Consider the following 20893-nt stretch of genomic DNA (forward strand, 5'->3'; position numbering starts at 1 on the left):
AATTCGTCGAAAATGCTTTATTTTGCTAAAACGTTTTATTATATTCGAGAACTTCTTTTATCTATACATGGAAGAAGTACTAACTACAGAATTTTAAAACAGAAACGATCGAAGTTTAAAGACAATTATTAATTATTTCTAATCAATGAGAATGCACTCAAAATTTTTGAAAATAGGATTATTATGTAGTTCTGTTTTTTTTACTTCGATTACTACAGCACAATCAACTGATAGTGCTAAAACAAAAGCAAAGACAGCTTTCCAAACCAGTACCGGCTGGATGCCACAAATAGATGTACGTAGTGATATTGCTATTGTATATGGTGTAAATGGAAATCCTTCAGATCACGATTCTTCATCTTCATTTTTAAATAGAGTAAAATCCTGGAGAGAAAAAGGTTATACTACGCATTTTATGACCGGTATCGCCTGGGGTTCTTATCAGGATTATTTTTTAGGTAACTGGGACGGAAAATCACATCTTAATGAAGGACAGGTAGAACAAAGCGGTGATACCATTTGGCATGGTGAAAATGTTCCTTACATAGTGCCTAACAAATCGTTTTTAAATTACATGAAAACGGCAATTATAGAGAAAGTGATCGATGCAGGTATAAGTTCTATTTACCTGGAAGAACCAGAGTTTTGGACAAGAGCCGGTTATAGTTCTCAATTTAAAAAAGAATGGGAAGATCACTATGGGTTTGCCTGGCAACCACAGCATCAATCGCCAGAAAGCACATGGTTATCTAATAAATTAAAATATCAGCTTTATTATAATGCTATCGATGAGGTTTCAAAATATGCAAAGTCCTACGGAAAAGAAAAAGGGCTTAATGTAAAAGTTTATATTCCTACACATTCTTTGATTAATTATTCGGCCTGGAATATTGTTAGTCCAGAGGCCAGCCTTGCATCTTTAGAAGGGATCGATGGATATATTGCGCAGGTATGGACGGGAACTTCTCGAACCCCAAATTATTTTAACGGAAACCTAAAAGAGCGAACCTTCGAAAATGCATTTTTAGAGTATGGTTCTATGGTTTCGATGACGGCGCCAACCAATCGAAAAATTTTCTTTCTAACAGATCCTATCGAGGATCGAAATCAAAGTTGGGAAGATTATAAAAAGAATTACCAGGCAACATTTATAGCAAAACTTTTATACCCGGGCAACGCGAATTACGAAGTGATGCCTTGGCCAGAGCGCATTTATACTCGACCGTATAGCGTTGCCGGAACAGATAAGAAAATCCTTATTCCTAAGCCATATTCTACCCAAATGCAGATTATGGTGAATACCTTAAATGATATTCAGGTTTCAGAAAATAAGGTTAGTGGAGACCAGGGGATCGCAGTAGCGATGAGTAACTCATTGATGTTTCAAACCTTTCCAAATCACGATGGCTACGAAGATCCTAATTTTTCCAATTTTTACGGACAAACTTTTCCGTTGCTGAAGAGAGGAATTCCGGTAAGAACAGTTCATTTAGAGAATCTAGGTTATAAGCCAAGTCTTCAGGATAAAAAAGTGTTGATACTTAGTTATTCTAATATGAAACCTAATAATCCTGAAGAACACCAAAATCTAGCTAAATGGGTTAAAAATGGTGGGGTCTTAATTTATGCGGCAGCAGATAATGATCCATATCAAAATGTAGAAGAATGGTGGAATACTGGAGATTTTAATTATAAAAAACCAATAGAACATTTAACCGATCTACTGAATATTGAGTATCCAGAGGAAAATCAGGTTTATGAGGCGGGAAAAGGTAAAGTCTATTTTATTAAGCAGAATCCAAAGGATTTTGTGATGAAAGAAAGTGGTGATGAAGCTTTTTTAAATACCATTAATACCGCTTATGCTGAAGTTAATAATGGGCAGAAACTTCAGTATAAAAATAATTTTGAACTGGTGAGAGGTGCCTACGAGCTTATTGCAACTTTAGATGAAAGCGTTTCTAAAGAACCAGTAGTTACTAAAGGAAGTTATATCGATTTGTTCGATCCAGAGTTGCCGGTTCTTTCAGAAAAGATTACAAAACCGGGAGAGCAAAGTTATTTATACAATATTAATAGTGTAGAAGATAAAAATAAACCACAGGTTTTAGCCTCGGCAAGTAGAATTTATGATGAAGCAATAAGTGCTAAGTCCTATTCTTTTGTGAGTAAGAGTCCGCTCGATACAAATAATAGTATGAGAATTTTACTTCCGCAGCAACCAAAATCGGTTTTGATAAATAACAAACCATTAGATAGATCACCAAATACAAATCAGGAATTCGATAAAGACAGTAAGACACTGCTTTTACAGTTCGAGAATGATCCTAGGGGAGTGCAAGTTTCCATTAAATGGTGATGAAAAGTAATTCGAAAATCGAGATTTAATGAATATAGCCATAGGCGCAGATATTGGTGGTACCCATATCACCAGTGCAGCCATAGACTTAGATTCTTTTTCTGTAATAGAGAATAGCTATTACAACCAAAAAATTGACAACAAATCGCCAAAAGACGTTATTTTTAAACAATGGGCTTCCTGTTTAAATAACTCTATAAAGGCGGTTAGTAGTAATAATATTTTGGGCGTTGGTATTGCTATTCCTGGGCCTTTTGATTATGCTAAAGGGATTGGTAAATACGAAAGAAACGATAAATACGAGAGTCTTTATAATGTCTCGGTAATCGATGGTCTTGCCAGAGAGATCCAAAATGAAGAAATTAAGCTTCGGTTTTTAAATGATGCTTCTTCTTTTGGTTTAGGTAGCGATCTTTTAGAAAACTTAAATAAAGATAATACCATAGCTATAACTTTGGGAACTGGTTTTGGAGCTACTTTTCTACAAAACAAAGTTCCTTTAATTAAAGGAAAAGGAGTGCCAGAGAATGGCTGTCTTTGGGATAAAGAGTTTAAAGATGGAATTGCAGACGATTATTTCTCTACGCGATGGCTTATTAAACATTATAGTGACCTAACCGATAAGAATACTTCTGGTTGCGGAGTGAAAGAATTGATTGATAGGGATCCTGAAAATATGAAACAGGTTTTTGCTGATTTTGCAGATAATTTGTGTGAATTTTTAGTTCCGCACTTAAAAGCATTTGATACTGATGTTTTGTTTATAGGAGGAAATATTGCAAAAGCTTCAGTTTACTTTCTAGATAAACTTGAAAATTGTATTGATTCTGAAGGACTTAAAATCAAGATAAGAATTGTTACTGAAGCAGAAAAAGTTGGTGTTGTAGGAGCGGCTTATCTCTTTAATCCAGAGTTTTGGGAACAAATTCGCAAAGAACTACCTACAATTTAATTAAAGGCTCCTTAATCTAAGGAGCCTTTTTTATCTAATACTTAATTTAAAATATTGAATTTATGGTAAATCTATAATTATCAATTTATTGATAAATTTTTAATGTTAAATTTCATAGACTTTAATCTTAACTGTTTAATTTTGAACTTACTAAACTAACCAAGAATAGCTATGAAATTAACCTACACCGGGGCGCATTTAAAGGTGCACAATATGGTATCTCGCTCCAATCAGATTATTAATAGTTCTCATTTTTATAATGATTTAAAAAGCTTTTTAGATCAACATTATAATGAGAATGTTGTATCCGAATTTTTAAAGCGTTTAAAGGATTCTGATGTAGAAATCAAAGTTTCTTCAAATTGGAAACCTTTTTCTAAACGTTTTATCTATATCGATAAAAATGGGATCAATATAAACTCGGCTCGTCTCCACAGGCCATCAAAGTTTTATATCGCTTTGTTCCTAGAGAAAGCATTTTTAATATTCGACCAAAAATACGACATCAGCAACAAGACCTTGAAGATCACAGATCTTGAGGAAAAAGAAGATGTGTTGCAAGGAATTGGCTATTTAGCCGCAACCGCTGGTGATAGATAACAAAAAGCTCCTTTTAAAGGAGCTTTTTTATTTTATACTATTCGCTTTTTAATAATTGATGTAGCTTTCGCTAAAGCTGCCATCTGCATATAGATCGATCAAACCGTAACCCGGTTTGGTTTGGCGACGAATACCATTCCACCAGGCGCCACTAACTGCTCCATCGCAAATATATGTGACATCATTATACACCACTTTATCACGCATATGAATATGCCCACTAAGGCAAAGTTTTACATTAGGGTATTGATAAAATAAATTTGTTAACTGGGCACAATCGGTATGCATATCACCTCCAAAAAATTCCCAACGATTTACCACATTATCCTGAATCATTAATACTGAGGTTAATATTGGAATGTGAGACATAATCAAGATTGGTGTTTTTTCTGAAGTATTTTTTAATTCTGAAGTTAACCATTGCATCTGCTTGTCACCAAGTTTACCAATATACCAGGTGTCGTCGATATCCTGATGGGTGCTGTCTAGAATGATGAATTTCCAGCCGTTTTGTGAAAAACTGTAATAGGGTTTCACTAACTCTAAACGATCTAAAGAATATTTTTTTCCGTAGAATACGTCATCTTTAGAACCTTCGTTCCACCAAACATCATGATTTCCTAAGCAATATTTAACTGGAATATTATTTTCACTCGTCATCATCGATTCCATCAGTTTCCACTGGGCATCTATATTGCTAAGTTTTTCTTTGTTCATGTCAAAAACGATATCTCCGCCATTAAGAATAAGATCCACTTTTGGCGAATGTTGCTGAATGTGATGTAGGCAACGCTCAAATTTCTTAGGCGCATCTAGATCATCTTTAAGATGAACATCGGTTATATGTGCTACTCTTAGAAGTGGTTCTTTAATTTTTTTGGGACCAGTAAATGAAAGGGAAGGAGCTATTACAGCCGCACCAAGTCCTTTTATCAAAGATCTTCTTTTCATTAGGTTATTCGGTTAGGATTGAATTTCGATAAAAATAGATAAGATTTTTTCTAGCCGTATTAACTGAAGATTAATCCCAGATTAATCCTTCTGTTCTGAAGTATTTACTTTTTATTTTTTGAAATTCAATCATTTCAGGTCCTTTTCTCTTCAGCATTAAAACATCAAAAACTAATTCTTTTTAAACCGAATTTTAATCTTTTTTTATCTATTAGGAATCAGTTTATTATTTAATTTCATCTCACTAACCAATATTTTATATGGAAATATTTCTTCAGGCAGATACCTGGGTGGCTTTGCTCACGCTAACATTTATGGAAATTGTTTTGGGTATCGATAATATAATTTTTATCTCGCTTGTAGCAGGAAAATTACCAAAAGAACAGCAAAAGAAAGCGAGAGTTGGCGGCCTCGTACTTGCTATGCTTACAAGAGTACTGTTACTTTTAGGAATTACCTGGATCATTGGGTTAACAAAACCAGTATTAAGTTTTTGGAATTTTCAGCTTAGTTGGGGCGATATTATCCTTTTAGCCGGGGGTATTTTTCTTTTAGTAAAAAGTACGCTCGAAATTCATCATAAAGTAGAAGGGCAGCATGAAGCCGAAAAAGCAATTAAGGTAAAATCGTTTAGCCTTGCCATTGCTCAAATCGTTATGCTAGATATTATTTTCTCTTTCGATTCGATCTTAACCGCAGTAGGATTAACTACTCAGGTTACTTTAATGATCATCGCAGTAATTATTTCTATTCTGGTAATGATGATCTTTGCCAAAGCGGTAAGTGATTTTGTAAATAAACATCCTACGATCCAGATCCTGGCTTTATGTTTTTTAATTTTAATTGGGGTGATGCTTATTGTAGAAGCCTTGCATTATCATGTACCTAAAGGCTATATTTATTTTTCAGTTTTCTTTTCTCTGGCTATAGAAATGCTAAATATGCGGTATCGAAAAAAGAATGTGTAGTTGTTTATTTTGTTGATTTTTAGTACTTTGTAATAGTGTAAAATATATCATATGCGATTTTTATATTTAATCTTAGTTCTTTTGTCAATATTTGGTTTCTCCCAGCCTTTAAAAGCTCAAAAAAACTATCCCATTGTTCAGATAGAGGATTTTCATCAAAATGGAAATTTAAAAACTCAGAAAGTTTTTAATACTGAAAAATATATCAATTCAGGAAAGTTGGTTCTGGAAGACTATATGGAATATTACAATAATCAGCAGGTTCGCCTTAAGTTTACAATAAAGGAAAATAAACTTGATGGAGAATTAGTTGCTTATTGGAATAATGGAAATTTGAAGCGTAAGGATTTATATAAAGAGGGAAAACTTATTGAAGGTAAAATGTGGGACAAACATGGTAAAGAAATTAGCCATTCCAAATTCGAAATCAAATCAATTTTAAAAAGTTAAGATTTGAATATCGCTTTTTGAGTTTCATTAAAACATTTCTTTTTATAAATACCTCTATTGTTTGTTGAGTAATGATTGCAACAAATTCTGTGTTTGTTCTTCAAAAAGAGTTAATCTATCATTGAATTTCTATAAATTATTCTCTTCCTTGATATCCTTAGCAAGTGATTTTTGCTGTGAATCACCTTTTTCTAAATGATCTATAGAAGATGCTATATCTTCTTTTTTATAGCCCTGGTGTAATTTTGCGATTCCTTGAATTTTAAAAGGCTTAGCCCAAAACCCAGTGATTAGTGGCAAGTGATCCAAAAGCATTTGCTTCGGAATTTCTTCATAGAACAAAGGCGAATTTTGTCGATTTTCGAAAGTATTTACCAGTTTTTTTAAAGAGCTTTCTAATTCTTCTCTAGTTTGAAGTTTTATGCGTGCGTTTACATGCACGGCAGAATAATCCCAGGTGCTAATGTCTTTTTCAGTATACCAGGAAGAGCTCACATAACCTTGTGCGCCACTAAAAATCAGTAAAACTTCAGCATCGTCTTTTAAGGTTTCTAATTGCTCGTTATGATTAGCGATATGAGCGTATAATCTAAAGTTTTCTGCATTACCTTCCACCAAAACCGGAATATGCGTAGCAATAAAATGCTGCGACTTACTTACCATCGTTGCAAAAGGATGATGTTGTATGAATTGAAAGATGAATTCAGGATCATCCTTTATATATTTCTTTGACTGGTACATTTTTTAGAGTAAAAGATTATTCTAGCCTGTTACGTAAAAATTACCTGCGCAAATTACTATTTTCGATTAACATCTTTAATTATCCAATCTTCTAATTTTTTGTCTGCGGAATGTAGTACAGACACATCACCAGTGGTTTCAAAAACAACGGCCCTTACTTCAGAAAGTTGGATCACATTCGCTTCTCTAAGTTTTCCGCGAAGATCAGATTCGGTTACCCGGGCCTTCTTCAAATTATCGTAATAAATCTCTCCGTCTTTCATTAGCAGAATAGGATCGTTATCAGTTATTTTTTGAAAAGCCGGATATCTTCTTAAATAAGCAGTGACCAGCTGTAAAATATAGACAACAAGTAGTGCTATGGCACCCTGAACTAAACTTACATTTTTTAATACAATGGTTGAAGCCAAGATGCTCCCACTTGCAATGGTCATCGCAAAATCAAAACTAGACATCTTAGAAAAACTTCGTTTTCCTGCGATTCTTGTATATAAGATGACTAAGATAAAAATTCCTATAGCGCTTAAGGTGATTGCGACTAAACTAGTTTCTGACGCTTCAAACCATTTTTCCATATTTTTTATTTTCTGTGTTTCGTTAATTTATCCGCCAATTAATTCACCACCATTTACATGAATTGTTTGCCCGGTAATATAGCTACTATCTTCACTGGCTAGGAAAACATAAGCTGGCGCGACTTCTCCCGGTTGTCCCGCGCGTCCCATCGGCACTTTTTGCCCAAATTCGGTAACATCGTCAAAAGTAGCAGGGATTAGTGGTGTCCAGATTGGGCCTGGTGCAACTGCGTTTACTCTGATTCCTTTAGAAACCAGCATCGACGATAAACTTCTTGTAAAGCTTGTAATTGCACCTTTACTGCTGGCATAATCCAATAAATGAGAACTACCACGATAAGAGGTTACAGATGTTGTATTTACAATGGTTGAATTCTCTTTTAGATGATCTAAAGCTTCTTTTAAGATATAGAAATAAGGATAAATATTCGTTTCAAAAGTTTCTTTAAGTTGATCTATACTAATCTCCTTAATTTCATCTTTTGGGAATTGTACTGCAGCATTATTGATCAAAATATCGAGGCTGCCAAATTCTGTAACGACATGATTTACTGCTTTTTTACAAAATTCAGGGTTTTTAATGTCTCCCTCTAGTAAAAAACAATTTTGTCCTTCGGCCTCTATAAGTTTTTTTGTCTCTAGCGCATCCTCATCTTCTTCAAGGTAAATAATAGCAATATTTGCGCCTTCACGTGCAAAGTGAACTGCTACGCTTTGCCCAATACCACTGTCTCCACCGGTAATTAATGCGTTTTTGCCTTTCAGCTTTTCACTACCTTTATAATCGTCTCTAATGATCATTGGTTGGGGATTCATTTTGTGTTGATCACCCGGTTGTTTTTGATCTTGTTGCGGAAAGGTTTTTGGTTCATTCATAAAATTTGCATTTTAGTGGTTTGAAATCGAGTCAATTTAATCATGGTGAGCGCAAAAAAAATGTTAAGTTGTCCTAAGCATTTCTAAAGAGATGCCGATTTTAATTTTTTGGACTAAGAATTATTTGAATCAAACTAACTAACAACAGACTAAACAAATGGCAACTTTAAAAATTGGGCATCGTGGGGCGAAAGGTCACGTGGCAGAAAACACGCTAGAGAGTATCAAAAAAGCATTATTGCTAAGAGTAGATATGATCGAGATCGATGTGCATCTGTGTAAAACGGGGGAACTGGTCGTAATACACGATGAAGAATTAGAAACGACAACCTCTGCAATCGGGATGGTAGGCGATAAAAGTCTTACCGAAATTAAATCTTTAAGAACTAAAGAAGGATATCGAATTCCGACTTTAGAAGAAGTACTGGATCTTGTTCAGGATAAAGTGATCTTAAATATAGAATTGAAAGGTGACGGTACGGCCGAGCCGGTTTTAAAATGTCTTCAAAAATATCCGGGATCAAAAATCCTTATTTCTAGCTTTAATTTTAACGAATTAATGAGTCTTAGAAGCCTTAATCCAGAAATTCCGGTTGCGGTGCTAACAGACGACGATCTAAGCATCGCTTTCTTACAGGCAAGACATTTAAAAGCAGTTGCAATTCATCCTTATTATAAATTGGTAACTAGAGATTATATCGCAGATTGCCATAGGAATAATATTAAAGTTAATGTCTGGACAGTCAATAAGCCAGAGAAGATCAAGAAAATGAAAACGCTTGGTGTTGATGGTATTTTTACAGATTTTCCAGATCGATTATAAAAAAATAGATTTTTAAGAAGGTATGGCGCATTATGATGTGTTGATCGTTGGAGGTGGAGCCGCCGGTTTCTTTACCGCGATAAATGTGGCGACATTTAATCCCGAATTAAAAGTCGCCATTTTAGAACGTGGTAAAAATGTATTGTCTAAAGTTAAAATTTCGGGTGGTGGGCGCTGTAATGTTACTCATGCCGAATTTATTCCGAAAGATCTAAGTCTTAATTATCCGCGGGGAGAAAAAGAATTACTTGGCCCGTTTCATAGTTTTATGACGGGTGATACCATAGGTTGGTTTGCTGATCGCGGAGTAGAATTAAAAACTGAGGACGACGGAAGAATGTTTCCGGTTACTAATACTTCTGAAACAATAATCGATTGTTTTCTTTCTGAAACCAGGCGATTAGGAATTAAAGTTCTTACCGGGCAACCTGTAAAAAACATTCAAAAAAATAACGAATCTTGGGTTGTAGAAAGTACAAAAACCAATTTTGGTTGTGATCAACTGGTAATTGCTACCGGGAGTAATCCCAAAATGTGGGATATTTTGAAGGATTTGGGCCATAAAATGGTCGATGCAGTTCCGTCTTTATTTACTTTCAATATTAAAGATCCAAGAATTAAAGATTTAGCGGGTATTTCTACTTTTGCTGAAGTAAAGATCACAAATTCAGGATTAGAAAGCGAAGGTCCGCTGCTTATTACGCATTGGGGGATGAGTGGCCCGGGAATATTAAAACTTTCAGCCTGGGGAGCACGAGATCTAAACGATTGTAATTATCAATTTTCGATTTTGGTGAATTGGGTACCTAGTTTTAATCCGGAATCCATCAGTGAAGAGTTAACCCGACTCAAAGAATCTTCAGCAAAACAAAAAGTGATCAAATATGCTCAATTTGAACTTCCAAAGCGGCTTTGGATTAAATTGGTAAAAGCTTCAGGAATTCCAGAAGATGAGGTTTGGGCGAATGTTTCAAAAAAGCAACTTGATCAATTAGCGCTTCAGCTTTGTAAAGGAGAATTCAGTGTAAATGGGAAAAGCACCTTTAAGGATGAATTTGTAACGGCAGGTGGCGTAGATTTAAAGGAAATCGATTTTAAAACCTTCCGCAGTAAAAAATATGAAAATCTATATTTAGCAGGAGAAGTTTTGAATATCGATGCGATTACCGGAGGCTTTAATTTTCAGAATGCCTGGACAGGCGGATTTATAGCTGCAAAAGCGATTGCCGGGATTAGTTAATTCGCCAGAACTCGAAGGTAAATGCAACTAGGTAAAGCACCCAAACCGCATAGGGAATAAGAAGATAGGCTGAAATTACATTTACGATCTTAAACCATTTAATGGTAATAAGTAAAAAGATAAACACAGCGCTTATGGCTATTAGCGCGATCATTGGTTCGTGAAGTCCAAAGAAAAATAGAAACCAAAACGCGTTAAGCAATAAAATGAAGCCAAAATGATAAAGGGCTGTTTTAACCCATTTGTGATAAAAGCCTTTGCTCCAAACCAAACCCGCTGATATCCCGATAAGGATATACATGATCGTCCACACCGGGCCAAATAAAAATTCTGGCGGTGTAAACCATGGTTTTTGCAACGTAGCATACCAGGAGTCGAGTCCGTTTTGAAGGGCGATGATTCCCAAAAATCCAAAAACAAGACAAACCGCGGTTGCTGTTACGCTGCGAATGAGCAGCTTAGAGTTCATAAATTAGGCTAGGTTTGAATTTAAAAATAGCAAAAAAATTGAATTTTAAGTCCTTTATCCGGAAAAATTTAAAAGCATATATTTGCTGAAAATTTATAAAAAAATGCCTGATAAGGAGTTTGTTGCAGCAGATTTAAAAACTACTGCAGAAAGTGGATCGGTAAGCTGGGAAGCCCCAAGTAATATAGCATTAGTGAAATATTGGGGAAAAAAAGAAAATCAAATTCCGGCGAATCCTTCAGTAAGTTTTACGCTTAAAAACTGCAAAACTACCACGACTTTGAACTATGTTAAAGTTTCTGAGGATACCTCAATTTCCGAAGAAATTGAGTTCGATGTGATCTTTGAAGGCGTTAAAAAAGAGAGCTTTAAACCTAAAATTGCAGCTTTTTTTAAACGAATCTTACCTTATTGCGCTTATTTAAAGCAATTTAAGTTTGAGGTGGTTTCAGAAAATTCATTTCCACATAGTAGCGGTATTGCTTCTTCGGCTAGTGGAATGAGTGCTTTGGCACTTTGCGTAATGAGCCTCGAAAAGGAGTTGTTTCCTGAGGTTACCGAAGATTATTTTTATAAAAAAGCATCGTTTTTAGCAAGATTAGGTAGCGGTAGCGCTTGTAGAAGTGTTAAGGGCGATCTTGTGGTTTGGGGTGCACACAAAGAAATCCCGTTCAGTAGCGACGAATATGGAATAGAATATCCGTTTAAAATTGCCGATGTTTTTAAAGATTTTCAGGATACTATTTTACTGGTAGATAAAGGCAAAAAGAAAGTAAGTAGTACAGTAGGTCATAATTTAATGCATGGTCACCCTTTTGCTGAAGCTAGGTTTAAGCAGGCGCATGATCACCTAAATGCATTGATTCCTATTTTCGAGAAAGGCGATTTAGAGCAATTTATTAAGATCGTAGAACGTGAAGCACTCACGCTTCATGGAATGATGATGAGTAGCGACCCGTATTTTTTGTTAATGAAACCCAATACCCTGGCAATTATCAATAAAATTTGGGAAAAGCGTGAAGAAAGCAATATTCCGGTTTGTTTCACTTTAGATGCCGGTGCAAACGTGCATATGTTATATCCTTCTAAAAATAAGGAAGAGATTTTGGAATTTGTTAAGAACGAGTTAGTTGTCTATTGTGAAAATGGACACTATATTTGTGACGAGATTGGACAGGGATCAAAAAAGTTGTAGATTTACGTAAACGGCTGTGATTCAGATTTTCAATTTCTGAATGCTAAAAGGCTAATTTATATGAAGGGACCTTTATTTTATTCTAAAATTTTATTGTTTGGGGAGTACGGAATCATAAAAGATTCCAAAGGATTATCGATCCCTTACAATTTTTACAACGGTGCTTTAAAGGTTTCAGAAGAGCCTACAGCAAAAGCAAAAGAGTCTAACGAGCACTTAAGACGATTTGCGAATTACCTGAATACACTTCAAAAAGATCATCCAGAACTAGTACAATTCGATATTGCAAGTTTAGAAGCAGATATTGAAAAGGGAATGTATTTTGATTCTAGCATCCCGCAGGGATATGGTGTTGGTAGTAGCGGTGCTTTAGTAGCTGCGATCTACGACAAATATGCAACCGATAAGATTACGGTGCTGGAAAATCTTACCAGGGATAAATTATTGAAATTGAAGAAGATATTCGGTAAAATGGAGAGCTTTTTTCATGGTGAATCTTCTGGTTTAGATCCTTTAAATAGCTATTTAAGCATTCCTATCTTAATCAACTCTAAAGATAATATCGAGCCGGCAGGAATCCCTTCACAAACCGAAAATGGTACCGGTGCGGTATTTTTATTAGATAGTGGTTCTACGGGAGAAACAGCGCCTATGATCTCTATTTTTATGGAGAATATGAAGCAGGAGCCGTTTAGAAAAATGCTTAAAAATCAGTTTGTAAAACATACCGATGCTTGTGTAGACGATTTTCTAAAAGGAGATGTGAAGTCGCTTTTTAAGAATGTAAAAAGTCTTTCTCACGTTGTTTTAGATAACTTCAAGCCAATGATCCCGGCGAAGTTTCACAATCTTTGGAAAAATGGTATCGAAACTAACGATTATTACCTTAAACTTTGTGGTTCTGGAGGCGGTGGCTACATTCTTGGTTTTACTGAGGATATAGATAAAGCCAGAAAGTCGCTAAAAGATTACAATTTAGAAGTAGTTTATAACTTCTAAGTTTACCTGAAAATTTATAGCCTATGGCTTCGCTAATGAATAAGCGTTTTTTGCTTAAAATGCTAAGCCTCTTTTCTGTGGTTCGCGGTTATAATATTCTTATGATCGTTATCGCGCAATATCTGGCATCAGCTTTTATATTGGCTCCAGATCTTCCGCTGCGTGAAGTGTTTTTTGATGATAATCTCTTTTTTCTAATTCTTAGCACCGCAACCGTAATTGCTTCAGGATATATTATAAATAACTTTTACGATAGCGAAAAAGATCTAATTAATAGGCCTAAAAAAACGATGCTAGACAGGATTGTGGGGCAAAGAACAAAACTTTCAGTATACTTTATTCTGAATATGTTTGCGGTATTTTTTGCTAGCTATGTTTCTTTTAAAACCGTTGTTTTTTTCTCACTGTATATTTTTGCTATTTGGTTTTATTCGCACCGACTGAAGAAAATATTGTTCGTAGGAAATTTGGTGGCATCGATCATAGCGATCGTTCCGTTTTTTGCGGTATTTGTATATTATCGTAATACCGAAACCGTAATTTTTATTCATGCAGCCTTCCTGTTTTTAATGATCGCGATGCGAGAACTGGTAAAAGACCTGGAAAATATTAAAGGTGATCTTGCTCTAAATTATCACACCATTCCTGTGGTTTATGGCGAGAAGTGGAGTAAGCTTTTTTTAGGGATCCTATTTATAATATCGATACTTCCAAACCTGCTGCTTACGCAAAAATTTGATGTTGGTTATATGGATTATTACTTCTATGCCAGCTTTTTACTGCTAATTTTATTTATGCTGATACTATATTTTAGCAAGGCAAAATGGCAATATCTGATACTACACAATATCCTGAAATTTATAATTGTAGCTGGGGTTTTTAGTATCTTACTTATCGATCCAGACACGCTTTTAAATAGAGTGTTCTAAAAGCAAACTACTAGATTTTAGTAAGTTGACTTCAAAATAAATCAAAATCTTTTAATAATCATTTTTTAACACCGATACGAACCAGTATCTTTGCAAAAAATTAGCGATATGAGCAGAAGGGATAATTCTTCAGGAAAAAAGTTTAGTGGAAGACAGGGCGGCAGTGGTCGTAAGAAATCGTATGCTCGAGGCAACGCGCCTATAAAACCTAAGAACACGGCTTTAGAAAAGCGTGAAGACGGGATGCGTTTAAATAAATACATTGCTAATGCTGGTATTTGCTCGCGTAGAGATGCCGATATTTATATTGCTTCTGGTAATGTTTCTGTGAACGGTGAAGTTGTTACAGAAATGGGATATAAAGTACAGTTAACAGATGAGGTGAAATTTGATGGTCGTAGCATCACTCCAGATAAGCCAGAATATTTTGTGCTGAATAAATCTAAAGGTGTTTTTGTGACCGGAAGTGTACATAAAGGTGGTTTAACCGTAATGGATATTATGGCAAAAGCATCTAAGTCTAAATTAGATCCTATCGGGAAATTAGACACTCAAACCACAGGATTACTTGTTTTTACGAATGATGGCGCATTAGCTAAAAAACTGGCTAATCCTAAAAACGGAATTCGCCAGATTTATCATATAAAATTAGATCATGCATTATCACAAGGTGATCTGGAAAAGATTAGAGAAGGAGTTTTTATCGAAGGTAAAAAAGTTAATACCACAGATATTAGCTATGTGAAAGATCGCCCTAAATCTGAAGTTGGTATGGAAATTACCAGTACAAGATCTCATATTGTACAAAAGATATTTAAGAGTTTAGGATACGAAATATTGAATCTGGATCGTGTGGTTTATGGAGGCTTAACCAAGAAAGACCTGCCACGAGGAAGGTTTAGAACACTTACCAAACAAGAGGTGATTAACCTTGGAAATTTGTAGTCGATTTTTTTAAATTTTCAATTACTTTTTTATTTACATTTACCACCTGTTTCGTTACGGGTGGTAGCAATTTTGCAATGGCCATTCGGCGATAAAAATTTTGATTAATTGCTTTATTTTTTAGTGTTTTTAGATTGAAAAACATTTATTTCTTCAGTTTGCCGCTAAGTCAGTCGGTTGTTGGGTTTAGAAGTTATTCTAGCCTATTTGTAATTTATTCGAATTATTTTCTTAACAATATTTTATCAATCTGAATTTTCAGACTGCTGATTTAATGTCTAATTTTTAATTTTTAACCAATCTACTTTTATAAAATTGAATACCAAGTACAGGGATTTAATCGATCAGACTTACTACTTTCCTCAGGAAGAATTTAAATTAGAGGGTAGTGAGCTTCAATTTCATGATATAGATTTAATGGAGCTGGTAAAAAAATACGGTGCACCATTAAAATTTACATATCTGCCAAAAATTTCAGAAAACATTAATCGCGCTAAGGGCTGGTTTAACACGGCCATGAAAAACCTCGATTACAAAGGAACTTACAATTATTGTTATTGTACTAAAAGTTCGCATTTTCAGTATGTGATGAACGAGGCGCTTAAAAATGATATTCATATCGAGACTTCTTCAGCTTTCGATATCAATATTGTAGAAAAGCTAAAGGCTTCTGGCAAACTGAAGGACGATGCGTATGTGATCTGTAATGGTTTTAAACGCGATCAATATGTTGCGAATATTGGCCGATTGATCAATAACGGGCATAAGAACTGTATCCCGATCATTGATAATTATGAAGAATTAAGTTTACTCGAAGATCGAATAAATGATGATTTTGAAGTAGGGATTAGAATTGCTTCAGAAGAGGAACCAAAATTCGAGTTTTATACTTCAAGATTAGGTATTGGGTATAAAAATATTGTTCCGTTTTATAATCAGTCAATAAAAGATAATGATAAAGTGAATCTTAAAATGCTTCACTTTTTTATCAATACCGGGATTCGTGATACGGCTTATTACTGGAACGAATTAAACAAATGTCTTAAGGTTTATATTAATCTGAAGCGAATTTGCCCAACGCTGGATAGTTTGAACATTGGTGGTGGATTTCCTATAAAGAACTCCTTGGCCTTTGATTATGATTATCAATATATGGTAGAAGAAATAATCAATCAGATCAAACTAGCCTGTGAAGAGGCCGATGTTGATGTTCCTAATATCTTTACTGAATTTGGAAGTTTCACAGTTGGTGAAAGCGGTGGAGCGATCTATGAGATCCTGTATCAAAAACAGCAAAACGATCGTGAGAAATGGAATATGATCAATTCCTCTTTCATAACCACTTTGCCAGATACCTGGGCGATTAGTAAGAAATTTGTGATGCTGGCGATAAATCGCTGGAACGATGAATACGAGCGTGTTCTTTTAGGAGGATTAACCTGCGATAGCGACGATTATTACAATAGTGAACAGCATACCAATGCTATTTATTTGCCTAAGTTTAAAAAAGAGAAACCTTTGTATATCGGCTTCTTTAATACAGGAGCTTATCAACAAACCATAGGAGGTTTTGGAGGATTACAACATTGTTTAATTCCGCAGCCAAAACATTTGCTTATCGATAAAGATGAGAATGGTAAAATTGTAACCAAATTATTTAAAGAGCAGCAAAAGGCAGAGGATATGTTGGATATTTTAGGTTATGACTAATTATGATCATTAAAATTTTTATCTTTAATACAATCAACTATTTCTTATTAAACCAATTAGATTAAAATGAGTAAAAAGAATTATGCCGGGATACCAGATAAATATGCTCGTATCGACGAGGCAAAAGTGGTATTAATTCCCGTTCCTTATGATGGGACGAGTACTTGGCAAAAGGGAGCAGATAAAGGACCAGATGCATTTTTAGAAGCTTCAGAAAATATGGAGCTTTATGATATCGAAACCAGATCTGAAGTTTATAAAAAAGGCGTGTATTTAGCACCAGCCGTTACCGAAGATTCTTCACCAGAAAAAATGGTAGAAGCGGTCTATAAAACGACCAAAAACTATATCGCACAGGATAAATTTGTGACCTTGTTTGGAGGGGAGCATAGCATTTCTATTGGTAGTATTAAAGCTTTTAGCGAAAGCTTTGCCGATTTAACGGTGGTTCAGCTTGATGCACATGCTGATTTACGACCAGAATATGAAGGTTCTAAATGTAATCATGCCTGTGCAATGCACGAAGCGAGTAAAAAGACCAACCTAATTCAGGTAGGAATCCGCTCTATGGATATTTCTGAAACAGAGCATATGGACGAAAATCAGGTGTATTTTGGTCACGATCTTTACGAAGACTGGATGGACGATGCCATTGGCCAGATGACGCCTAACGTATTTATTACGATCGATCTGGATGCTTTTGATCCTTCCATTTTACCATCTACTGGAACTCCAGAGCCGGGAGGCTTATTTTGGTACGAAACCTTAGAGTTTCTAAAATTAATGTTCAAGAAAAAGAATGTAGTAGGTTTTGATATTGTAGAGCTTTGCCCAAAAGAAGATGAGAAATCTTCAGACTTTTTGGCAGCAAAACTTTATTACAAAATGCTAAGCTACAAGTTCAAATATCAAAATTATAACGAAGAAGACGACGATGAATAAAGGAGCGATTTCGCAATTCATAGAAAAATATTATTTACACTTTAACTCCGCAGCGCTTGTAGATGCTGCTAAAGATTACGAAAAGCAATTAGAAGGCGGCAGCAAAATGTTAGTTTCTCTTGCCGGAGCAATGAGTACTGCTGAGCTTGGAAAAATCTTTGCTGAAATGATTCGCCAGGATAAAGTACAGATCATTTCCTGTACCGGTGCAAACCTGGAAGAAGACGTGATGAACCTTGTGGCGCATTCACATTACAAGCGTGTTCCTAATTATCGTGATCTTACGCCTAAAGAAGAATGGGAGCTTTTAGAAGGTGGTTTAAACCGGGTAACAGATACCTGTATTCCAGAAGAAGAAGCTTTTAGAAGAATTCAGGAGCATATTTATAAAATCTGGAAAGATGCAGATGATAAGGGAGAACGTTACCTTCCGCATGAATATTTGTATAAATTGTTACTTTCAGGAGTATTAGAAGAATATTACGAGATCGATCTTAAAGATTCGTGGATGTATGCTGCGGCAGAGAAAAACTTACCTATCGTAGTGCCAGGATGGGAAGACTCTACGCTTGGAAATATTTTTGCTTCTTATGTGATTAAAGGCGAATTAAAAGCAACCACAATGAAATCTGGAATCGAGTATATGACCTTCCTTGCAGATTGGTATACCGAAAATTCTAAAAACGGAATTGGTTTCTTCCAGATAGGTGGTGGTATTGCCGGCGATTTCCCAATTTGTGTGGTGCCTATGTTGTATCAGGATCTTGAAAGAACTGATACGCCGTTTTGGAGTTATTTTTGCCAGATTTCAGATTCTACCACAAGTTACGGGTCGTATTCTGGTGCGGTGCCTAATGAAAAGATTACCTGGGGAAAATTAGATATAGATACACCTAAACATATAATCGAAAGTGATGCGACTATTGTAGCGCCACTTATTTTTGCCTATTTGTTAGATATGTAAGCTGTTTAGTTTTGTAGACAAAAGTATTAACAAAGATTTACAAAAGAGTAAAGCTGTCCTCTAGTCGATTTTGGCGTATTTTGGACAGCTTTTTTATTTTAATCCTGAAGTATGAATATGTGGGTAGTTTATGGTATTGGATTTTTAGCGCAGTTATGCTTCTCTGCTCGCCTTATAAATCAATGGATACTTTCAGAGAAAAAAAATAAAGTACAAACTCCAACCCTATTCTGGCAATTAAGTTTACTGGGTGCCATACTGTTCTTTGTTTACGGTTATTTACGGAAAGATCTATCGATAATGATCGGCCAGGCGCTTATTTATTATATCTATTTTCGAAATTTACAGCTACAGGGAAAATGGAAACCTTCAAAAATTATATTTAAGCTTGCGGTTATATTATCGCCAATAGTTATAGCAGCTTATTTAGTGTTTTTCAGCGATCTCGATTGGGGAAGGCTGTTTACCGGAGATAATATTGCGATATGGTTGGTGATACTGGGGACTGTTGGACAAATTATCTATACCGGTAGATTTGTCTATCAATGGTGGTATTCAGAGCAGCATGATAAAAGTAGTCTGCCGTGGGGATTCTGGATCATGAGCTTAACCGGTTCTGCCATTATTTTTACTTACGCCTGTTTCAGGACAGATCCTGTGTTACTTTCAGCACATTTCTTTGGTGGAATCGTGTACATTAGAAACCTGTTTTTAATTCACAAATCAAGAAAGCAGGCTAAAGCTTAATTTCTTCGGAAAGAAAACTTCAGTGATCGCAAAGCTAATTACGATTATATATTCTAAAGCCACCAACCATAAATTTTCCTGAAATTCTGCATTCCCATAGGCACTATAACTGAAAATTGCCATAAAAGACCATACGATAGGAAATCGATATTTCGTAAATACTGAAAGTAAAAGCGGAGTTACGATATACCAAGGATGCACGGTTGTGGAAAGTAAGAAGTAAAAAGCAAGCGCAAAAATACAACCCGTAATTAGCGATTTTAAGCTATTATTTTTTCTGAAAAGACTAAGGGCAAGGATAATGATAAATGTGACAATAGGAAGAATTGTACCGGCATCTGCAATAATGTTGTAACCTTTAATTTGGAAGCCAATCCAGCGAACGATGTAGTAAATACTGGCGTTGAACTCAAATTTCTGAAACCAAAGTCCGACACTTTCAGAAAAATTGCTCAGAAAAGCCGAATTATAGAATGGAAGAAAGCTTAAAACTACAGTAAGCAATACAATTGCATGAAAACCAAAAAGTTTTGACCATTTTATCGATTTTAGATCGGTTATTTTTTCTGAAAACTGAGTTGATACATCTCGATTTTCGCTATTTTCTGAATCATTTTTTTTCCTACTGAAAAACTTCAGGAAAAGCGGCAGGAACATAAGCGGAAGCAATTTTACCGAAATCGATAATCCTAAAATGAAAGCTGAAATTATCCATTTTTGCTTCCATAGAAAATAAAAACTCAACAAGATAAAGAAGCCCATCACACTTTCAAAATGGAGGTTTCCGAAACATTCGATGATCACAAAAGGATTTAGTGTAAACCAGAAAATATAATGTTGAGGTAAATCAAGTTTCTTTAAAAGTATTCTTCCGAAGAAAAGAATTCCGATTTCCGCTAAAAGGATAAAAATTCTAAAAATAATTACCGAAAATAAAATACTATTCTGTGAAAGCTTGCCTGCAACAGCAAAGATGAACTGATTTATAGGCGGATAATTTGTGTAATTTGAAGCACTTAATGCGCCCATACCATTCACTAATTCCTGAGCCTGAGAAATGCTGCCAAAATGTGCTGATTTCATTAAAAGATCTGGAGTCGATAGATACGGATTAATACCGTTTGCTAATAATCTCCCGTCCCAAATAAAGCGATAAAAATCCTGGGATAAATCGGGTAAAGCAATTAAAAAGATGAGTCTGAAAATTAAAGCTGCACCTGCCAATAGCCAAAATCGTGTCTTTAAAAGCTGAATAATTTTAAAGCTCAGAAAAAACAAACTCGCATAAAGCATCAGCATTTTCGGGAAATCAGCGCGATCTAAGTCGTAAGCAAAACTCCAATAAAAAGCAGCCGCCGTTAAAAATAAAAGCAACGGAATTTTATGGAATTTCATGAATTGTAGCAAAACAGCCGGAGATTTTAAGTGAGATTACGAAAATAGAGAAAATTATAGTAG

General features: G+C 35.2%; 21 protein-coding genes. 15 read left to right on the forward strand and 6 right to left on the reverse strand.

All coding sequences use genetic code 11. The features are described 5' to 3' along the window. Positions 1-151: 151 nt before the first annotated feature. The 3 genes from INR75_RS06845 to INR75_RS06855 all read left to right on the forward strand — a co-directional run bounded on the left by INR75_RS06845 (position 152) and on the right by INR75_RS06855 (position 3911). Positions 152-2359: a hypothetical protein gene (locus tag INR75_RS06845; RefSeq protein WP_223091314.1), complete on the forward strand. Its 2208-nt coding sequence runs from the start codon at positions 152-154 to the stop codon at positions 2357-2359. A 28-nt stretch (positions 2360-2387) separates the two neighbouring features. Next, positions 2388-3311 carry an ROK family protein gene (locus tag INR75_RS06850; RefSeq protein WP_092540199.1) on the forward strand — a complete coding sequence of 308 codons (924 nt, stop codon included), beginning with the start codon at positions 2388-2390 and terminating at the stop codon, positions 3309-3311. A 171-nt stretch (positions 3312-3482) separates the two neighbouring features. Beyond that, positions 3483-3911 carry a hypothetical protein gene (locus INR75_RS06855; protein WP_092540200.1) on the forward strand — a complete coding sequence of 143 codons (429 nt, stop codon included), beginning with the start codon at positions 3483-3485 and terminating at the stop codon, positions 3909-3911. A 48-nt stretch (positions 3912-3959) separates the two neighbouring features. Here the strand turns inward: INR75_RS06855 and INR75_RS06860 are convergent, their stop codons facing one another. Further along, complete coding sequence (locus INR75_RS06860; RefSeq protein ID WP_223091315.1) at positions 3960-4862, reverse strand: metallophosphoesterase; 903 nt, start codon at positions 4860-4862, stop codon at positions 3960-3962. A 260-nt stretch (positions 4863-5122) separates the two neighbouring features. Here INR75_RS06860 and INR75_RS06865 point away from each other — a divergent pair, with 260 nt between their 5' ends. Next, positions 5123-5830, forward strand: coding sequence for a TerC family protein (locus tag INR75_RS06865; protein WP_223091316.1), 708 nt, complete (start codon positions 5123-5125; stop codon positions 5828-5830). An 81-nt stretch (positions 5831-5911) separates the two neighbouring features. After that, on the forward strand, positions 5912-6280 hold the full coding sequence (locus INR75_RS06870) for a hypothetical protein (RefSeq protein WP_223091317.1): 369 nt from the start codon (positions 5912-5914) through the stop codon (positions 6278-6280). A gap of 129 nt (positions 6281-6409) precedes the next feature. Here INR75_RS06870 and INR75_RS06875 read toward each other — a convergent pair whose 3' ends face one another. From INR75_RS06875 to INR75_RS06885, 3 genes are read right to left on the reverse strand one after another with little or no spacing between them, the layout of a single operon-like run. After that, positions 6410-7021 carry an FMN-binding negative transcriptional regulator gene (locus INR75_RS06875; RefSeq protein ID WP_223091318.1) on the reverse strand — a complete coding sequence of 204 codons (612 nt, stop codon included), beginning with the start codon at positions 7019-7021 and terminating at the stop codon, positions 6410-6412. Between the two features lie 56 nt (positions 7022-7077). Next, a complete protein-coding gene (locus INR75_RS06880) occupies positions 7078-7596 on the reverse strand; it encodes a DUF421 domain-containing protein (RefSeq protein WP_092540204.1) in 519 nt (172 codons plus the stop codon). A 27-nt stretch (positions 7597-7623) separates the two neighbouring features. After that, positions 7624-8472: an SDR family oxidoreductase gene (locus tag INR75_RS06885; protein WP_223091319.1), complete on the reverse strand. Its 849-nt coding sequence runs from the start codon at positions 8470-8472 to the stop codon at positions 7624-7626. Positions 8473-8629: 157 nt separating this feature from the next. On the opposite strand from INR75_RS06885, the gene INR75_RS06890 reads away from it, so the two are divergent. After that, positions 8630-9295 carry a glycerophosphodiester phosphodiesterase family protein gene (locus INR75_RS06890; RefSeq protein WP_092540206.1) on the forward strand — a complete coding sequence of 222 codons (666 nt, stop codon included), beginning with the start codon at positions 8630-8632 and terminating at the stop codon, positions 9293-9295. Positions 9296-9317: 22 nt separating this feature from the next. After that, positions 9318-10535 (forward strand): NAD(P)/FAD-dependent oxidoreductase, encoded by a 1218-nt coding sequence (locus INR75_RS06895; protein ID WP_223091320.1) that lies wholly within the window; start codon positions 9318-9320, stop codon positions 10533-10535. Here INR75_RS06895 and INR75_RS06900 read toward each other — a convergent pair. After that, positions 10528-11004 (reverse strand): TspO/MBR family protein, encoded by a 477-nt coding sequence (locus INR75_RS06900; protein WP_223091321.1) that lies wholly within the window; start codon positions 11002-11004, stop codon positions 10528-10530. The two genes, INR75_RS06895 and INR75_RS06900, sit on opposite strands and share 8 nt — an antisense overlap. Before the next feature lie 103 nt (positions 11005-11107). On the opposite strand from INR75_RS06900, the gene INR75_RS06905 reads away from it, so the two are divergent. The 8 genes from INR75_RS06905 (at position 11108) to INR75_RS06940 (ending at position 19435) form a co-directional block, all read left to right on the forward strand. Further along, positions 11108-12199 carry a diphosphomevalonate/mevalonate 3,5-bisphosphate decarboxylase family protein gene (locus INR75_RS06905; RefSeq protein WP_223091322.1) on the forward strand — a complete coding sequence of 364 codons (1092 nt, stop codon included), beginning with the start codon at positions 11108-11110 and terminating at the stop codon, positions 12197-12199. Positions 12200-12259: 60 nt separating this feature from the next. Then, positions 12260-13198 (forward strand): mevalonate kinase, encoded by a 939-nt coding sequence (locus tag INR75_RS06910; protein ID WP_223091323.1) that lies wholly within the window; start codon positions 12260-12262, stop codon positions 13196-13198. Positions 13199-13221: 23 nt separating this feature from the next. Beyond that, positions 13222-14127: a geranylgeranylglycerol-phosphate geranylgeranyltransferase gene (locus INR75_RS06915; RefSeq protein WP_092540211.1), complete on the forward strand. Its 906-nt coding sequence runs from the start codon at positions 13222-13224 to the stop codon at positions 14125-14127. Between the two features lie 108 nt (positions 14128-14235). After that, positions 14236-15072 carry a pseudouridine synthase gene (locus tag INR75_RS06920; RefSeq protein ID WP_175486979.1) on the forward strand — a complete coding sequence of 279 codons (837 nt, stop codon included), beginning with the start codon at positions 14236-14238 and terminating at the stop codon, positions 15070-15072. A gap of 315 nt (positions 15073-15387) precedes the next feature. Continuing rightward, on the forward strand, positions 15388-16782 hold the full coding sequence (locus tag INR75_RS06925) for an arginine decarboxylase (protein WP_223091324.1): 1395 nt from the start codon (positions 15388-15390) through the stop codon (positions 16780-16782). A 66-nt stretch (positions 16783-16848) separates the two neighbouring features. Then, positions 16849-17724, forward strand: coding sequence for an agmatinase (gene speB / locus INR75_RS06930; RefSeq protein ID WP_092540214.1), 876 nt, complete (start codon positions 16849-16851; stop codon positions 17722-17724). Further along, positions 17717-18688, forward strand: a complete 972-nt coding sequence (locus tag INR75_RS06935) for a deoxyhypusine synthase family protein (RefSeq protein ID WP_092540215.1) — start codon at positions 17717-17719, stop codon at positions 18686-18688. Before speB ends, INR75_RS06935 begins: the two co-directional genes overlap by 8 nt. Positions 18689-18799: 111 nt before the next feature. Next, the gene (locus tag INR75_RS06940) at positions 18800-19435 is read left to right on the forward strand and encodes a lipid-A-disaccharide synthase N-terminal domain-containing protein (protein ID WP_223091325.1); all 636 of its coding nucleotides are present in this window, start codon (positions 18800-18802) and stop codon (positions 19433-19435) included. Here INR75_RS06940 and INR75_RS06945 read toward each other — a convergent pair. Continuing rightward, positions 19412-20830 carry a glycosyltransferase 87 family protein gene (locus INR75_RS06945; RefSeq protein ID WP_255584663.1) on the reverse strand — a complete coding sequence of 473 codons (1419 nt, stop codon included), beginning with the start codon at positions 20828-20830 and terminating at the stop codon, positions 19412-19414. The genes INR75_RS06940 and INR75_RS06945 overlap by 24 nt on opposite strands. Positions 20831-20893: the final 63 nt, after the last annotated feature.

Origin of the sequence: Zunongwangia sp. SCSIO 43204 (assembly GCF_019904275.1) — a bacterium.
GTDB classification, from domain to species: Bacteria; Bacteroidota; Bacteroidia; order Flavobacteriales; family Flavobacteriaceae; genus Zunongwangia; species Zunongwangia mangrovi.

What these genes read in the sequence shown, in the direction of transcription:
- INR75_RS06920 (WP_175486979.1), top strand. Translation starts at nt 14,236, where the DNA reads ATGAGCAGAAGGGATAATTCTTCAGGAAAAAAGTTTAGTGGAAGACAG.
- INR75_RS06855 (WP_092540200.1), top strand. Translation starts at nt 3,483, where the DNA reads ATGAAATTAACCTACACCGGGGCGCATTTAAAGGTGCACAATATGGTA.
- INR75_RS06885 (WP_223091319.1), bottom strand. Translation starts at nt 8,472, where the DNA reads ATGAATGAACCAAAAACCTTTCCGCAACAAGATCAAAAACAACCGGGT.
- INR75_RS06850 (WP_092540199.1), top strand. Translation starts at nt 2,388, where the DNA reads ATGAATATAGCCATAGGCGCAGATATTGGTGGTACCCATATCACCAGT.
- INR75_RS06895 (WP_223091320.1), top strand. Translation starts at nt 9,318, where the DNA reads ATGGCGCATTATGATGTGTTGATCGTTGGAGGTGGAGCCGCCGGTTTC.
- INR75_RS06880 (WP_092540204.1), bottom strand. Translation starts at nt 7,596, where the DNA reads ATGGAAAAATGGTTTGAAGCGTCAGAAACTAGTTTAGTCGCAATCACC.
- INR75_RS06845 (WP_223091314.1), top strand. Translation starts at nt 152, where the DNA reads ATGCACTCAAAATTTTTGAAAATAGGATTATTATGTAGTTCTGTTTTT.
- INR75_RS06910 (WP_223091323.1), top strand. Translation starts at nt 12,260, where the DNA reads ATGAAGGGACCTTTATTTTATTCTAAAATTTTATTGTTTGGGGAGTAC.
- INR75_RS06945 (WP_255584663.1), bottom strand. Translation starts at nt 20,830, where the DNA reads ATGAAATTCCATAAAATTCCGTTGCTTTTATTTTTAACGGCGGCTGCT.
- INR75_RS06865 (WP_223091316.1), top strand. Translation starts at nt 5,123, where the DNA reads ATGGAAATATTTCTTCAGGCAGATACCTGGGTGGCTTTGCTCACGCTA.
- INR75_RS06890 (WP_092540206.1), top strand. Translation starts at nt 8,630, where the DNA reads ATGGCAACTTTAAAAATTGGGCATCGTGGGGCGAAAGGTCACGTGGCA.
- INR75_RS06905 (WP_223091322.1), top strand. Translation starts at nt 11,108, where the DNA reads ATGCCTGATAAGGAGTTTGTTGCAGCAGATTTAAAAACTACTGCAGAA.
- speB (WP_092540214.1), top strand. Translation starts at nt 16,849, where the DNA reads ATGAGTAAAAAGAATTATGCCGGGATACCAGATAAATATGCTCGTATC.
- INR75_RS06935 (WP_092540215.1), top strand. Translation starts at nt 17,717, where the DNA reads ATGAATAAAGGAGCGATTTCGCAATTCATAGAAAAATATTATTTACAC.
- INR75_RS06875 (WP_223091318.1), bottom strand. Translation starts at nt 7,021, where the DNA reads ATGTACCAGTCAAAGAAATATATAAAGGATGATCCTGAATTCATCTTT.
- INR75_RS06915 (WP_092540211.1), top strand. Translation starts at nt 13,222, where the DNA reads ATGGCTTCGCTAATGAATAAGCGTTTTTTGCTTAAAATGCTAAGCCTC.
- INR75_RS06860 (WP_223091315.1), bottom strand. Translation starts at nt 4,862, where the DNA reads ATGAAAAGAAGATCTTTGATAAAAGGACTTGGTGCGGCTGTAATAGCT.
- INR75_RS06900 (WP_223091321.1), bottom strand. Translation starts at nt 11,004, where the DNA reads ATGAACTCTAAGCTGCTCATTCGCAGCGTAACAGCAACCGCGGTTTGT.
- INR75_RS06940 (WP_223091325.1), top strand. Translation starts at nt 18,800, where the DNA reads ATGAATATGTGGGTAGTTTATGGTATTGGATTTTTAGCGCAGTTATGC.